This window comes from Croceicoccus hydrothermalis (assembly GCF_022378335.1).
Classification (GTDB): Bacteria; Pseudomonadota; Alphaproteobacteria; order Sphingomonadales; family Sphingomonadaceae; genus Croceicoccus; species Croceicoccus hydrothermalis.
The window spans coordinates 15,620-29,334 of the sequence record NZ_JAIQCI010000046.1; the positions used below are offsets into that span (position 1 = coordinate 15,620).

The window sequence follows — 13,715 nt, forward strand, 5'->3', positions numbered from 1 at the left end:
CAAATGAACCGCAAGAAACTGGCGATCATCGCCGGAATCGTCATTTTCGCTACAGCTTTGCTTCTGATGCTTTGGCCTGACAGTGAAGTCGATACCGGTGGCGTCGAAGAAGCAGCCGAAACAGAATTGCCGGAGGGCCTCGTTCTGATCGGCGAAGAACAGATTCGGGCTGCCGAAATTGTAATCGGTACAGTACGTTATGGTGCATCCGTCGACCTGGTATTTCCGGCCACGGTAGCCGCTAGTCCGACCGCAAGTGCGCGTATCGATGCGCGCGCATCGGGTGTGGTACGCACTGTGGGCAAGACGCTTGGTGATTATGTCCGCCAGGGCGAGACTGTTGCACGGATTGAAAGCGCCGATGCTGCTGCGCTCGCCTCGCAGCTCAGTGCAGCTCGTGCTCGCGTGACCGAACTGTCGTCGGCATTTGATCGTGAACATCGCCTTTTCGAGGCGAATGTTACCGCACGGCAGGATCTGGAAGCCGCGCGCGCCAATCTCGATGTCGCCCGTTCCGAATTGAACCGGGCCCAGGCCGCGGTCAGCGCTGCCGGGGTAAGCGGTGACGGTCGCTCGCTCGCCGTCACCAGTCCCCTATCCGGACGCGTGACGGCTGCGCCAATCGTACTTGGCTCCTTCGTCGATGCCGGCGAGGAACTGTATCAGGTCGTCAATCCGAACGGTCTCCAGGTCGAAGTCGCGCTACCGTCGGAAGATGCCTCGCGCATCCAGCCCGGCGATGAGGCAGCACTGATTGTTGGCGATGGTCGCGAGATCGGCGCGCGCGTACGCTCTGTCACGCCTTCGCTCGATCCTGAAAGCCGAAGCGCGACAGCTGTCCTCAGCATCTCGCGCGCTGTTCCAGGTCTTCAGCCTGGCTCGTTCCTTCAGGCTCGCATCCGCCCTTCGGGAGAAGTGGATCAGACCCTTATCGCGGTTCCTGAAGAAGCCGTGCAGGTGCTTGAGGGCCGCGATGTGGTGTTCGTCCGGACTCGCCGCGGGTTTCAGGCGCGCGAGGTGGAAACGGGCAGCCGATCCGCCGGGATGGTGACGATCCTGTCCGGCCTCGAAACGGGTCAGCGTATCGCGACCGCCAATGCCTTCCTGCTGAAAGCCGAGCTCGAAAAGGAGGGCGCAGAACATGGCCATTGATCAAACGTCGTCCCATTCGGACGAGAATAGCCATCACCATGGCCTGATCGGGATGATCCTCGATGTTGCCGTGCGATTCCGCTGGGCGATTATCGTCCTCACCATTTTCGCGGCAATCTATGGCGCATTCAATCTGTTGCGCCTGCCGATCGACGCGGTGCCGGATATCACCAACACACAGGTGCAGATCAATACCAGCGCGGCTGCGCTTTCGCCTTCTCAGGTGGAGACGCAGGTGACCTTTCCAATCGAAACCGGGCTTGCCGGGATCGAGGGATTGGAGATGACCCGATCGATTTCGCGCAACGGCTTCAGCCAGGTCACCGCCATCTTCGAGGAAGGCACCGACATCTACTTTGCTCGCCAACAGGTGAACGAACGTCTCGCGCCGATCGGCGCCTCGCTGCCTGAAGGGGCGGAGCCGACCATGGGGCCAATTTCCACCGGGCTTGGCGAAGTGCTCATGTATACAATCGAATACGAGCATCCCGGCGGCAAGGGAGCGACCACAGGCGGCCGGACTGGGTGGCAGAGAGATGGCAGCTTCATAACCGAGCGCGGCGACCGGCTGGAAAGCGAGGTCGCCAAGGCTGCCTATCTGCGTACTGTGCAGGACTGGGTCGTGGCACCCCTCATGCGTTCGATCGACGGCGTGGCCGGGGTCGATTCAATCGGCGGTTTCGAGAAGCAATTCCTCGTTCAGCCCGATCCGGCACGGCTTACAGGCTACGGCCTGTCTTTCGACTCCCTGATCAATGCGCTCGAGGCCGCCAATCTCGCGGCGGGCGCCAATTTCGTGGACCGGGCCGATGAAGCCCTGCTCGTTCGCGTCGATGCGCGACTGGGCGGAATCGCCGATATCGAGGAGGCTGTCGTCGCGACGCGCGAGGGTGTGCCCATCCGCATCGGCGATGTAGCGAATGTCGAAATCGGGGGCGATCTGCGCACGGGGGCTGCTTCGCTGAATGGCGACGAAGCGGTCGTCGGCACTGTGTTGATGCGCAGCGGTGAGAACAGCCGCACCGTATCGGCTCAGGCGGCAGACCGACTGGAAGAGGTGCGCGCATCGCTACCCGACGGCGTGGTGGCAGAAATTGTCTATAACCGCTCTTCGCTTGTCGATGCGACGATCGCCACGGTCGAAAAAAACCTGGTCGAGGGCGCCTTGCTGGTTATCGCGGTGCTGTTCCTCCTGCTCGGCAATATCCGGGCCGCCATTATCGCGGCCCTGGTCATCCCGATCTCGATGCTGATGGCGGCCATCGGCATGAACAGGCTGGGCGTCTCGGGCAATTTGATGAGCCTCGGCGCGCTCGACTTCGGCCTGATCGTCGATGGCGCGGTGATCATCGTCGAGAACAGTGTCGCGCGGCTTGCCACGCGCCAGCATCGCGAAGGCCGGCTGCTCAGCCTGGGCGAACGCCTTACCGAGACGCGGCTTGCCGCGCAGGAGATGATCAAGCCGACGGTCTACGGACAGGCAATCATTTTGCTGGTCTATGCGCCGCTGCTCACCTTCACCGGGGTCGAGGGCAAGACGTTTTCGCCAATGGCGATTACGGTCATGCTCGCGCTGGCTTCGGCCTTTGTGCTGTCACTCACCTTCGTGCCCGCGATGATTGCGGTCCTGCTTAACAAGAAGCTGACCGAGAAGGAGGTGAAACCGATCCGTATGGCAAAGGATCGCTACGGTCCCGCTATTCGCAAGACCATTGCGCGTCCTTGGCCGGTTATCGGTGCTGGTGCTGGCCTGTTTGCTGTCGCGGCAATAATGTTCGGCTTTCTTGGCAGTGAGTTCACTCCCCAGCTCGACGAGCGCGACATAGCGGTGCAATCGCTTCGGATTCCTTCGACCTCACTCGAACGATCCTTGGCGATGCAGCGGCGGGTCGAAGACAGGCTCGAGGAGTTTCCGCAGGTCGAGCTGGTCTTCTCGCGAACCGGTACGGCAGAAGTCGCCAGCGATCCCATGCCGCCAAACGCATCGGATGCCTATGTCATTCTGAAACCGCGTGAGGAGTGGCCAGACCCGGATTTGCCAAAGGATGAACTCGTTGGCGAGATGGAGAGTGCACTTGGCGGTCTTGTCGGGAACCTGTACGAGTTCAGTCAGCCTATCGAACTACGTTTCAACGAACTGATCGCAGGCGTACGCGGCGATGTGGCGGTCAAGCTGTACGGCGACGATCTCACCGCACTGACCGAAGCGGCGGGCGACGTTGCAGGCGTACTTCGCGGTGTCGAGGGTGCGGCCGATGTAAAGGTGCAGCAGGTGACGGGCTTTCCGACGCTCGACATCGCTTTCGATCGTCCCACCATCGCGCGGTACGGTCTCACGGTCGAGGACGTGGCGCAATCCGTTGCCATCGCCCTTGGCGGCCGACCGGCGGGCCTGGTGTTCGAAGGCGACCGCCGCTTCGATGTCGTCGTACGCTTGGCAGACGCAACGCGCGACGATTTCGACCAGCTAGGAGCCCTGCCGATCGTCCTCGAAAACGGCGTCACGGTTCCGCTGCGAACGCTGGCCGATTTTGAGGTCGTCGATGGTCTCGCCGAAGTCCGGCGCGAACAGGGTCGCCGGCTCGTCATCGTTTCCGCCAACGTCCGCGAACGCGATCTCGGTTCCTTTGTCGAAGAAGCGCAGGAAGGTGTTTCGGCCCAGGTCGATCTGCCCCCTGCCTCCTTCATCGAGTGGGGCGGGCAGTATCAGAACCTGCAGGAAGCGCAGGCTCGGCTCGCGATCGTGGTGCCCATCTGCTTCGCCGTTGTCCTGCTCCTGCTGTACATGGCGCTTGGTGGATGGGTTCCGGCCCTGGCGGTGTTCAGCGCCATCCCGATGGCCTTGGCGGGCGGTGTGTTTGCCCTCGTGTTGAGAGGCATGCCCTTCTCGGTATCGGCGGCGGTCGGCTTTATTGCCCTGTCGGGTGTGGCTGTGCTCAACGGTCTCGTCATGATGACCGCGATCCGGCAGCGTCTTGAAAGTGGTATGCCACTTGATGACGCGATCGCAGATGGCGCGCTCGCGCGCCTGCGACCGGTGTTGATGACCGCGCTGGTGGCCTCACTCGGCTTTGTACCCATGGCTCTTGCAACCGGAACAGGGGCCGAAGTGCAGCGTCCTTTGGCTACGGTCGTCATTGGCGGCCTGATCACTGCGACCGCACTCACGCTGTTCGTCCTTCCCGCGATCGCGCGGCTCGTACTGCACAGTTCCGACGACGAGCGAAGCTGGCGCGAGAAGTGGTGGGACCGTCTGCGTCGCAATGTGACGAGCGATGAAGAGCGCGAACTGAAGGACATCGCATGACCGATCGGGAAAGGAGAATACGGTGCTGGCACTGAAGGAAGAGAACGGACTGCTCTGGATACGCGCCGGAGGCAGGCTGGAGGATGAAGACTATAACCGCTTTGTTCCCCAATTCGAACGTATCGCGGAGCGCGAGGCCGGCACCGTCCCGATGGTAATCGAGCTCGCGCCTGATTTTTCGGGCTGGGACCTCGGAGGTCTCTGGCGCGATCTCAAGTTCGACGTCCGGCATAAGGATTGTTTCGGCCGGATCGCCATAATCGGTGACAGCAAATGGGAAGAGTGGGGCACGGAGATGTCATCGTCGCTCTTCCGCGCCGAAATGAAGTTCTTCCAACCATCACAGCGTAGTCATGCCGAAAGCTGGGTACGAACCGGGGAGGACGCAGCATGAGTGGCGGTCATGAGGTCGATGTCGGGTCGCCTGAAAAGCGCAAGACCCTGTGGGTTGTCCTGTGGCTTAACGTGGCCATCGCGATCGGCTTTTTCGCGGTCGGGTATTTTGCCGATTCCAACGCGCTGTTGGCAAACGGCCTCGATAATTCATCGGATGCAATCGTCTATGCGCTCAGCCTGCTTGCGCTAACCCGCTCGCGGACCTGGAAGCGCGGAGCCGCGCGCTTCTCCGGCATCATGCTGCTGATCTTCTCTGCTGGGGTCATTTTCGATGCTTACCGTCGGTTCGTGGAAGGTTCCGATCCGGGCGGCATGCTGATGATGGCGATGGCGTTCGTCGCGGGATTGGTGAATCTCTACTGCCTGCGCCTGTTGCAGAAGATGGAGAACAAGGACGTCAATATGCGGGCGGCGACAACGTTCAGCTTCAACGACTTCATCTCCAATGGCGGGATCATCATCGCCGGCATCGTTGTGCTGATTACCGGTGCCAACTGGCCCGATCTGGTGGTCGGAATAGCGGTCGCCTGCATAGCGCTCTACGGCGGAGTGCAGATCCTGCGCGATACGCATATGGATGTGCATGAGGAGGCGGGGACCGTCCACGGCGAGAAAAGGAATTGACGCTATTCGATACTTTGTTTGCCGCGCAGGACCTTTCGCGGGTCCTTGTCCTGGCGATGCTAGCAGGCATCGGGGTCATGATTGGCGGCAAATTGGCGAAAGGCAATTGGAACTTCCTGCATCCGCTCCTGCCAGGCGGCGTTTCGGGTGCCTTTACAGCCCTTGCCGTCTTGCTAACTCTTCCGCTGGGACAATCCCCTCTCACCCGCTGGGCACTCACTGGTTTGATGCTGGCGGGCGGGCTGCTACTTCTGCTTTTCAGCGAGCTTGGCCGATACGCAAGACTCAGACGGGGTGATGACGGACCCGAGCGATGTTTCGATAGGCCAACCCTGGTTCGTCGCATCTCGGTGTCGATTGCGTTCGAAATCCTGCCTTACAGCGTTCTCTTGGGTGCTGCCGCTGCGGCATCCGCGACGACAGCAGTGGCGGTGTCTGCAGCGCTTGTTTTTGCGAACCTGGAAATAGGACGCCAGGCGATCGATGAATACCGATCCGCCCAAGTGAGCAGGATGGACCAGCTTGCGCTACTTGTCCTCTTTTCCCTGCTTTTCATCGGCATCGCTCTCTTGACCTTTTGGGCGCTGCACGGATTCACCGACAGCGGGCGAGGTTGGCTAGCGGCTATTATCCCGGGCTTTCTTATAGTTGCATCGGCGCGCGCGCTGCTTCGCATGGGAACCGGATCGGTCGCCGCCAATCACATGACGCTCCCGGCATTTGTCGGAGGATTCGCCCTGCTCGGCCTCGCGATCTCGGCGCTTGGAGAACTGTCGCGCGAACTCGATGTTTCGAACAGCACGTTCCAGCATTCCCCCGCGCAGTCCGTTACGACGACCAAGAGAAGAGAAAAAGGAGGCAGGTAATGGCACAATCCGGCGGTCATGCCGGGCACAGTCACGGCGAAGAGAACATGAGCGACGGCCGCCTTGTATTGGCCGTCGCCCTCAACGTCCTGCTGACTGTTGCCCAGATCATCGGGGGGATATTGTCGGGTTCGCTCGCACTGATCGCCGATGCGCTGCACAACTTCAGCGACGCGGCATCGCTTGGACTGGCTCTGTTTGCGAGGCGGATCGGGCGCCGGCCAGCCGACAAGCTTATGACCTTCGGCTATGCTCGTGCGGAAGTCGTGGCAGCTCTCATCAATCTGACGACTTTGCTTATCATCGGCTTCTATCTGCTCGTCGAGGCGATCAACCGTTTCGCAGACCCTCAACCCGTTGAGGGGTGGACCGTAATCTGGGTCGCCGGGATAGCGTTGGTGATCGACGTGGTTACGGCGGTGATGGTCTACGCCAGCTCGAAAAACTCCCTCAACATGAAAGCCGCCTTTCTGCACAATGTGTCCGATGCGCTGGCTTCGGTCGGTGTGATCGTGGCTGGCGTACTCATTCTGCGATACGAACTTTATATCGCCGATCTGATCATCACCGTGGTCATTGCTGCCTATGTGATCTGGCAAGGCGTCACTTTGTTGCCTCGCACGGTGCGGCTCTTGATGGGTGCGGTGCCGGACGAAAGCGAGTTCGATCGCATTGTGTGCGACCTGCGTGACACAGAAGGCGTGGCCGACGTCCATCACGTCCATATCTGGAGCATCAGCGAGCATTATCGCGCGCTTGAGGCGCATATCGTTCCTGCCGAATCTTCGTTGCAGGCTTTCGAGGATGTGAAGGCGCGGGCTCGCGGTATGCTCGAGACGCAGCACGCCATCGCCCATGCAACGTTCGAAGCCTGTCTCGCTGCGGACTGTGATCCGGACATGATCCCGGACCATCAGGTCGAGAAGAACCATCACCATGACCACGACCATTGACAAGCGCGGCGATCGGGTCGGTCGCTGTGGGCAAGCAGCTTGGCAGCGCACGGCATGAACCGCCCTGCAACTCGTAAAATGAGGACCAACGAATGAAAGCATCCGATCTCATGGTCGCCGCACTCGAAGCCGAGGGAGTCGAATATGTTTTCGCCGTTCCAGGCGAAGAGAACCTGGATCTCCTGGAATCGCTGCGAACTTCCGCCATCACGCTGGTTCTGGCCCGTCACGAACAGGGCGCTGGCTTCATGGCGGCGACCTATGGCCGCCTGACCGGCAAGGCAGGTGTGTGCCTGGCAACGCTCGGGCCTGGTGCCACGAACCTAACCACACCGGCGGCCTATGCCGCGCTCGGGGCCTTTCCGCTCGTCATTATTACCGGGCAGAAACCGATCAAGACCTCGAAACAGGCCCAGTTCCAGATTGTCGACGTCGTTTCCCTGTTTACGCCGCTCTGCAAGGCTTCGACCCAGATCGTGAACGGCAATCGCATTCCCTCGCTCGTTCGCGAAGGGTTCCGTCTGGCGCAGGAAGAAAGACCCGGAGCCGTCCTCCTGGAACTGCCCGAAGATATCGCTGAAGAGGAAACGATCGAACCGGTCATACCGCCGCATGACAGGCGTTATGCGGTCGCCGGAGATGCTGCGCTCGACGAAGCGGCCCGGCGTATTCTTGCTGCGGAACGGCCCTTGCTATTGATCGGAGCTGGAGCGAACCGCCGCCGCGCTTCGAAAGCGTTGCGCAAATTCGTGTCTGATACCGGCTTTCCCTTCTTCGACACCCAGATGGGCAAGGGCGTGGTCGATGAAGATAGCGAACTCTATCTGGGCACTGCGGCGCTATCGTCGGGCGATTATGTTCACTGCGCGATCGAGAAGGCCGATCTGATCGTCAATATCGGTCACGACGTGGTGGAGAAGCCGCCCTTCTTCATGGAGCCGGACGGTCAGACCGTCATCCATATCAATTACAAGGCGGCTGAAGTCGATCAGGTCTACTTCCCGCAGCTCGAAGTCATCGGCGACATCGCCGGATCGGTCGAGCGGCTGGGAAGCCGCCTCGATGGCAAGCTGCAGTGCGACCGCAGCTATTATACCGCCCTGCATCACGAGATTGCTTCGCACATCTCCGAGACCAGCGACGACGAACGTTTTCCGATGGTCCCCCAGCGCGTGGTTGCCGACGTACGCAGCGTAATGGCGCGCGATGATATCGTTGCGCTCGACAACGGCATCTACAAGATCTGGTTCGCCAGAAACTACATCGCCCACGAGCCTGGCACCATCCTGCTCGACAATGCATTGGCGACGATGGGCGCGGGCCTTCCATCGGCCATGATGGCTGCGATGCTGGCGCCGGGGCGCAGAGTGCTCGCGGTATGCGGCGATGGCGGGTTCATGATGAACTCGCAGGAACTGGAAACGGCCGTCAGGCTTGGACTGAACCTTGTCGTTCTCGTTCTGAATGATGCAGCATACGGGATGATCCGCTGGAAGCAGGACCAGCTTGGCTTTCCGGACTACGGCCTGACCTTTTCCAATCCCGACTTTGTCACCTACGCACAAAGCTATGGAGCGACCGGCCACCGTGTCGAGCGAAGCGCGGATCTGGTTTCGGTCCTGAACGCCGCATTCGAGGCTGGCGGCGTGCACCTTGTCGACCTGCCCGTCGATTATTCCGAAAACAAGAAGGTGCTGATCGACGAACTCGGCGCAAAGGTGTGCGAGCTATGAAAACGATCGTTCACAATCCCTTCGACCGCTCGCCGATTGCAGAAGTAGCGCTTGTCGACTGGGCTCAAATCGATGAATGGCTGAATGAAGCGCAGTTGCTCCACCGCGACCGCCATGGCTGGCTTGCCGTGCACGAGCGTATCGCCATCCTCCGGCGGGCTGCGGATATCATGCGCGAACGAGCCGAGGATCTGGCTCTCCAGATCGTCAGGGAGGGCGGCAAACCCCTGGTCGATGCGCGCGTGGAAGCCAGTCGCGCAATCAACAGCGTCGACTTGTGCGTTCAGGCGCTCAGCGATGGCGGCGGTCACAAGATCCCCATGGACCTGACAGAAGCGGGTGCGGGAAGGACGGCATATACATTCCGCGAACCGATCGGTCCTGTCGTGGCGATCTCGGCATTCAATCACCCCCTCAACCTGATCGTCCATCAGGTTGGACCGGCGGTAGCAGCCGGGTGCCCCGTTCTCATCAAGCCTGCGCTGGAAACGCCTCTGTCATGCCAGAGCTTCGTGAGCATTCTTCATGAAGCCGGCCTGCCCGAGGCCTGGTGCCGGTTCGCACCTTGCGGCAACGATATTGCCGAAAGAATGGTAACCGATCCGCGCACGGAGTTCTTCTCATTCATCGGTTCTGCGAAGATCGGCTGGATGCTTCGCTCGAAGCTGGCGCCGGGAACCCGCATTGCTCTCGAGCACGGCGGCGCGGCGCCGGTAATCGTGGACAGCGGCGTGGAGCGCGCAGCAGTGATCGCCTCGTTGCTCAAAGGCGGGTTCTATCATTCGGGTCAGGTCTGCGTTTCCGTGCAGCGCGTGTACGTCCCTGCTGCAGAATTGAAAGACTTCGCTCATGACCTAAGGCGAGCTGCCGAAAAGCTGGTAGTTGGCGATCCCGCCGATGCTGAGACCCAATGCGGACCCCTGATCCGAACGGAGGAAGTTGACCGCGTCGAACGCTGGGTCGATGAAGCCATCGCAGCAGGAGGCACCCTGGTGTGCGGGGGAAGCCGTCTGAGTGACACTCTTTTCTCCCCGACCGTCATTGTCGATCCTCCCGAAAGTGCCAAGATATCCCGGGAAGAAATCTTCGGCCCCGTGATCTGCGTGTATGGCTATGACGATATCGACCTGGCTATCGAGCAGGCCAATGCCCTGCCTTACGCCTTTCAGGCCGCTGTATTCAGCGATCGGCTGTCAATCGCCAATCATTGCATACAGTCTCTGGCGGGATCGGCTGTGATGGTGAACGACCATACGGCATTCCGCGTGGACTGGATGCCTTTTGCAGGGCTGCGCCGCTCCGGGCTTGGCGTCGGCGGGATCCCCTACACTATGGCGGATATGAGCATTGAAAAAATGGCCGTCTGGAACTGGCCTGCGGCGGCATCATAGCCCGTTCGACAGACCCGGGATGGCGACACGGGCAGCTTCGCACTCGTCGGCCTTTCCCGAAGTTAAGTCTCTTATGGGCGGCCGACAAAAGCCGTGCATTGGCGAGCCTGACCGAACTGGCGCACGAGGCGCGGACATCAAGGCTCGGCGGTACCCGCAAGTGCATCGATGATGCGGCAATCGCCTACAGTGTCTTGCTCGCAGGCAGCGATCATACGCCCAAGTTCCGTCCGCAACGCCTCCAGGCTCGCGATCTTGCGCTCGACCTCGCCGAGATGGCTTCTGGCCAGAGCGTCGATGCCCGCGCAGGACCGGTCGGCATCATCGGAGAGATCGAGCAATTCCCTGATGCGTGCCATGGAGAAGCCGAGATCACGCGCGCGCCGTATGAAGTTAAGGCGCGCTTCCTCTGCTGGTCCATAATCGCGATAATTGGCCCGCGTGCGTGGAGGGGCAGCGAGGATACCCTCACGCTCGTAGAAGCGGATTGTTTCGGATTTGACGCCGGTTATCCGGGCAAGTTGACCAATTCTCATGACAAAGGCTCCTGCCGCTTGACCTTGTAGTTACTACAAGGTGCATAGGGCGGATCGACGCAAGGAGTCGAGTAAATGGGAAAGACCTGCTGCGGCCCCGATGAGGCCGGTGCAAACAACAACGATCCGACATGGCGGCGCATTCTGTGGATCGCACTGGGCCTTAATGCAATCATGTTCGGCGTGGAGATCGTGGCAGGCATTGCTGCGGATTCGCGCGCCTTGCAGGCCGACGCGCTCGACTTTCTCGGTGATGCGGCAAACTATGCTATCAGTCTCGGTGTAGCGGGGATGGCGCTCGTCTGGCGCGCGCGTGCGGCTCTCGTAAAGGCGGCGACCATGCTGGCTTTCGGCCTGTGGGTGCTCGGCTCGGCCATCTGGGGTTTCTTTGTCGGGGCGTCGCCCGACCCGGGAACGATGGGCGCCATCGGTTCTCTTGCTCTGGCGGTAAATCTCGCCGTCGCCGCGATGCTGTTCCGGTATCGCTCGGGCGATGCGAACATGCGCTCGGTGTGGATCTGTTCGCGCAACGACGCGATCGGTAATATCGCCGTGCTGGCGGCAGCGATTGGCGTTTTCGGCACCGGCCGTGCGTGGCCCGATCTGGTTGTGGCGAGCATCATGGCAGGACTGGCGGTGTGGGGAAGTGCCGAAGTCTCCAAACAGGCCCGTGGCGAACTGCGCTCTACCTAAACTCCAGCATATCCCCGCGATCGGGGGTTGGAGGAAATACATTTCCGTCTACACGCTGCTATTGCGGATTAATTGCAACAGATATAGAGACCCCTCATGCATCGCATCGTCTCCGCCACCGTCCATCCGGCACTGCGGCTCATTCTGCTGGCGCTTGCGCTGTGTCTGTCCGTCACCGCGAACGCGGAAGAACCCGACGTGCGAACCACCTGGCGTCTGCTCGATTATATCGCGGTCGACTACGCCTCCGCCGTTTCCGAGGGACGTGTTGCCGACGAATTCGAATATCGCGAAATGGTGGAGTTTTCCGATGTCGTGGCGCGGCAGATCGCTGCATTGCCGGATACTAAAGACAATCAAGCACTCATCCGCCGATCGGACCAGCTGCGAGCTCTGATCGCCAATAAGGAACCCGCCGAGCGAGTTGGGCGCTTAGCGCGCGCGCTGGCAGCCTCGTTGCTGACAGCCTACCCGGTTCCGCTTGCCCCTTCGCAAGCGCCCGACCTTGACCGCGCCCGCACTCTCTTCGCGCAGAACTGCGCCTCGTGTCACGGCGCCGCCGGAAGTGCGCCACCGGCCGCAATGCAGGCACTTGATCCCCCGCCGATCGACTTCACCGATATCGACCTGGCGCGGCAGCGCAGTGCGTTCGGGCTTTACCAGGTCATCACGCAAGGGCTGGAAGGAACGTCCATGGCCAGCTTCGCATCGCTGTCCGACGAGGATCGCTGGGCGCTTGCATTCCATGCCGGCAGCATTGCTTTTGAAGATGTGGCCAAGGGCGAGCGTATTTGGCGGGAAGATGATGGCATACGCAAGCTTGTCCACGATCTCGAGACGCTCGCCGCGCTCACACCGGAAAGTCTGGCCGAGCAGATCGGCGAGGACCGTGCGCTCGCCGTCATGGCCTATCTTCGCGCCAATCCCGATGCGGTGGGACAGGCAAATGACGCAGGTTCGCTCGCCTTCGTTCGCGATACGCTCGATCGCAGCCTGTCAGCTTATCGGGCTGGCAACCGAGAGGAAGCGCGGCAGCTTGCCCTGTCTGCCTATCTCGACGGGTTTGAACCCCTGGAGGCCCTCCTGGCAACGCGCGATGGCGGTTTGATGCGGGAGGTAGAACAGGCGCTCGGGCAATTCCGGGCCGGAATAGAGTCCGGTGCGAATCCATCCGAACTACAGCAACTAAGGGCTCGCATCGATAGTCTGCTGGCAAGAGCCGAGGAAGCGTTGGCTCCTGAGGCGGCCAGCGAAATCTCGACCTTTCTCGGGGCGTTCACCATTCTCCTGCGCGAGGGGATCGAAGCAATTCTGGTTGTGATCGCCATGATCGCCTTTGTGAAAAAGTCGCAGCGCTCCGAGGTATTGCCCTATATCCATGGTGGGTGGATCGCTGCTCTTTTCGCAGGTGTCGCCACCTGGGTCGTAGCAACCTACTTCGTAAGCATCAGCGGGGCGAGCCGCGAGATGACCGAAGGGATCGGCGCGCTGCTTGCGGCTGTCATTCTCGTATCGGTCGGGATCTGGATGCATGGCAAATCCCAGGCCGAGGAATGGCGGCGCTATATCCAGGAAAAAATGGGCAAGGCGCTTTCGCGCGGATCGGCATGGTTTCTCTTTGGTCTTGCATTCGTGGTCGTCTACCGGGAAGCGTTCGAGACTATCCTGTTCTACGCTGCCCTGTGGAACCCGCAGAGCAGCGGCATCATACTGGCAGGTGCCTTGTCCGCAGTAGCGCTGCTGGCGCTCATTGCATGGGCCATGCTGCGCTACAGCCGCAAACTGCCGATCACCCAGTTCTTCCGCTACAGTGCTATCCTGATTGCGATCCTTGCGGTCATTCTCGCGGGCAAGGGCGTGGGCGCTTTCCAGGAGGCCGGAGTTCTTTCCGCCACTTTCATTGCCGGCTTGCCGCGCCTCGCCGAACTCGGCTTCTTCCCGACTGTCGAGACGATCGGCGCGCAATTGCTCACGCTGCTGGCCCTGATTGCCGGATTTCGGGTAAGTCGATCACCATCGGGACCGCAGCCGGCAGCTGTCGAGGGATAGGAGATCCCGGTTTGC

The 13,715-nt window shown here is 60.7% G+C and carries 11 protein-coding genes; 10 read left to right on the forward strand and 1 reads right to left on the reverse strand.

What is annotated here, in order from left to right:
- The first annotated feature begins 3 nt into the window (after positions 1 to 3).
- The 8 genes from K4G67_RS15920 (at position 4) to K4G67_RS15955 (ending at position 10,422) form a co-directional block, all read left to right on the forward strand.
- A complete protein-coding gene (locus tag K4G67_RS15920; protein WP_239807267.1) occupies positions 4 to 1,152 on the forward strand; it encodes an efflux RND transporter periplasmic adaptor subunit in 1,149 nt (382 codons plus the stop codon).
- 43 nt (positions 1,153 to 1,195) lie between these two features.
- A complete protein-coding gene (locus K4G67_RS15925; RefSeq protein ID WP_156843026.1) occupies positions 1,196 to 4,459 on the forward strand; it encodes an efflux RND transporter permease subunit in 3,264 nt (1,087 codons plus the stop codon).
- 22 nt (positions 4,460 to 4,481) lie between these two features.
- Positions 4,482 to 4,853 carry a SpoIIAA family protein gene (locus tag K4G67_RS15930; RefSeq protein WP_156843016.1) on the forward strand — a complete coding sequence of 124 codons (372 nt, stop codon included), beginning with the start codon at positions 4,482 to 4,484 and terminating at the stop codon, positions 4,851 to 4,853.
- Positions 4,850 to 5,479 (forward strand): cation efflux transmembrane domain-containing protein, encoded by a 630-nt coding sequence (locus tag K4G67_RS15935; RefSeq protein ID WP_156843017.1) that lies wholly within the window; start codon positions 4,850 to 4,852, stop codon positions 5,477 to 5,479. The genes K4G67_RS15930 and K4G67_RS15935 overlap by 4 nt, the downstream gene beginning before the upstream one ends.
- Positions 5,476 to 6,345, forward strand: a complete 870-nt coding sequence (locus tag K4G67_RS15940; RefSeq protein ID WP_156843018.1) for a hypothetical protein — start codon at positions 5,476 to 5,478, stop codon at positions 6,343 to 6,345. Before K4G67_RS15935 ends, K4G67_RS15940 begins: the two co-directional genes overlap by 4 nt.
- Entirely contained in the window at positions 6,345 to 7,298 is a 954-nt protein-coding gene (locus K4G67_RS15945) for a cation diffusion facilitator family transporter (protein WP_156843019.1), read from the forward strand. The genes K4G67_RS15940 and K4G67_RS15945 overlap by 1 nt, the downstream gene beginning before the upstream one ends.
- Positions 7,299 to 7,390: 92 nt before the next feature.
- Positions 7,391 to 9,031: an acetolactate synthase large subunit gene (locus K4G67_RS15950; RefSeq protein WP_156843020.1), complete on the forward strand. Its 1,641-nt coding sequence runs from the start codon at positions 7,391 to 7,393 to the stop codon at positions 9,029 to 9,031.
- Positions 9,028 to 10,422: an aldehyde dehydrogenase family protein gene (locus K4G67_RS15955; protein WP_156843021.1), complete on the forward strand. Its 1,395-nt coding sequence runs from the start codon at positions 9,028 to 9,030 to the stop codon at positions 10,420 to 10,422. Before K4G67_RS15950 ends, K4G67_RS15955 begins: the two co-directional genes overlap by 4 nt.
- Before the next feature lie 137 nt (positions 10,423 to 10,559).
- Here K4G67_RS15955 and K4G67_RS15960 read toward each other — a convergent pair whose 3' ends face one another.
- On the reverse strand, positions 10,560 to 10,958 hold the full coding sequence (locus K4G67_RS15960) for a MerR family transcriptional regulator (protein ID WP_060703638.1): 399 nt from the start codon (positions 10,956 to 10,958) through the stop codon (positions 10,560 to 10,562).
- Between the two features lie 75 nt (positions 10,959 to 11,033).
- On the opposite strand from K4G67_RS15960, the gene K4G67_RS15965 reads away from it, so the two are divergent.
- Both K4G67_RS15965 and K4G67_RS15970 read left to right on the forward strand, forming a co-directional pair.
- Positions 11,034 to 11,651, forward strand: coding sequence for a cation efflux transmembrane domain-containing protein (locus tag K4G67_RS15965; RefSeq protein WP_010240550.1), 618 nt, complete (start codon positions 11,034 to 11,036; stop codon positions 11,649 to 11,651).
- A 96-nt stretch (positions 11,652 to 11,747) separates the two neighbouring features.
- Positions 11,748 to 13,700, forward strand: a complete 1,953-nt coding sequence (locus tag K4G67_RS15970) for a cytochrome c/FTR1 family iron permease (RefSeq protein WP_239807268.1) — start codon at positions 11,748 to 11,750, stop codon at positions 13,698 to 13,700.
- Positions 13,701 to 13,715: the final 15 nt, after the last annotated feature.